The sequence below is a fragment of the Burkholderia sp. AW49-1 genome, assembly GCF_053427845.1.
Window position 1 is genome coordinate 1 of record NZ_JBSAXF010000093.1, and the last position, 818, is coordinate 818.

General features: G+C 67.8%; 2 protein-coding genes. Both read right to left on the reverse strand.

Annotated features, from left to right (window positions below; all coding sequences use genetic code 11):
- Positions 1-293 (reverse strand): hypothetical protein (locus tag ACV22W_RS33535; RefSeq protein ID WP_448023823.1); only part of this gene is annotated, 293 nt, incomplete at its 3' end.
- A 9-nt stretch (positions 294-302) separates the two neighbouring features.
- Positions 303-650: a hypothetical protein gene (locus ACV22W_RS33540; RefSeq protein ID WP_009908645.1), complete on the reverse strand. Its 348-nt coding sequence runs from the start codon at positions 648-650 to the stop codon at positions 303-305.
- Positions 651-818: the final 168 nt, after the last annotated feature.

Consider the following 818-nt stretch of genomic DNA (forward strand, 5'->3'; position numbering starts at 1 on the left):
CCGCCGGCCGTGACGTCGTTGCTGTAGACGTAGCGGCCGAGCCGCGACTCGCCAAGGGCGTCGTTCGCCGCCTCCAGCGCCGCGCCGATCGACGGCAGGGACGCGCGGAACAGGCTCAGCACAAGCCAGTAATCGTCATCGGACATGGCCTTGTCGGCCGCCCAATGCAGACTGTCCAGCAGCTCCATGGCGTCACTGATCCGCGTGCCGATGCGGTTGCGGTCGGGGCGGTTCACCTCGGCCACGAAGTGCGACGCGAGCGGTTGCACGGCGTTCTTGTTCGTCTTTGCCATGACCGCCCCTCAGTGCGTCGTGCGCGGTTCGCGCGTGACGAGGCCGAGCGCCGCGAACAGATGCTGCTGCACGCGCCCCATCAGGCCGGCCGCGAACGCTTGGCGGCTGATCGTCACGCGGTGCGCGTCGACGTCGCCTGCGTCCTGCATGGCAGCTTCCATGCCGCGCGCGAACGCAGCGGCTTGATGCGCCGCGTAGTCATGCAGCCGCACGTCGCCTTTCAGGTCGAGCCATGCGTCGGCGCAGATCGCGCCCAGGTCGACGGCAAATTGCAGCTCGATCGGTGCGCCGGTATCGAGCGGCGGTGCGTTGTCGAATCCGTCGACAACCGCGGTTCGGATGCGTTGATCAGTCATGGCACACCTCCGGCTGCGCAGTGCGGCGCATGTCGGCCGAATACCGGCTCGCGACGCCTTGCCCCATGTCGACGAGCGCGCGCTCGTAGGTGCCCTCCGCAAGATGGGAACGGACGGCATCAAACAGGGCTTCGAGCTGGGCGAACTGATGGGCCGCACACATGGCGA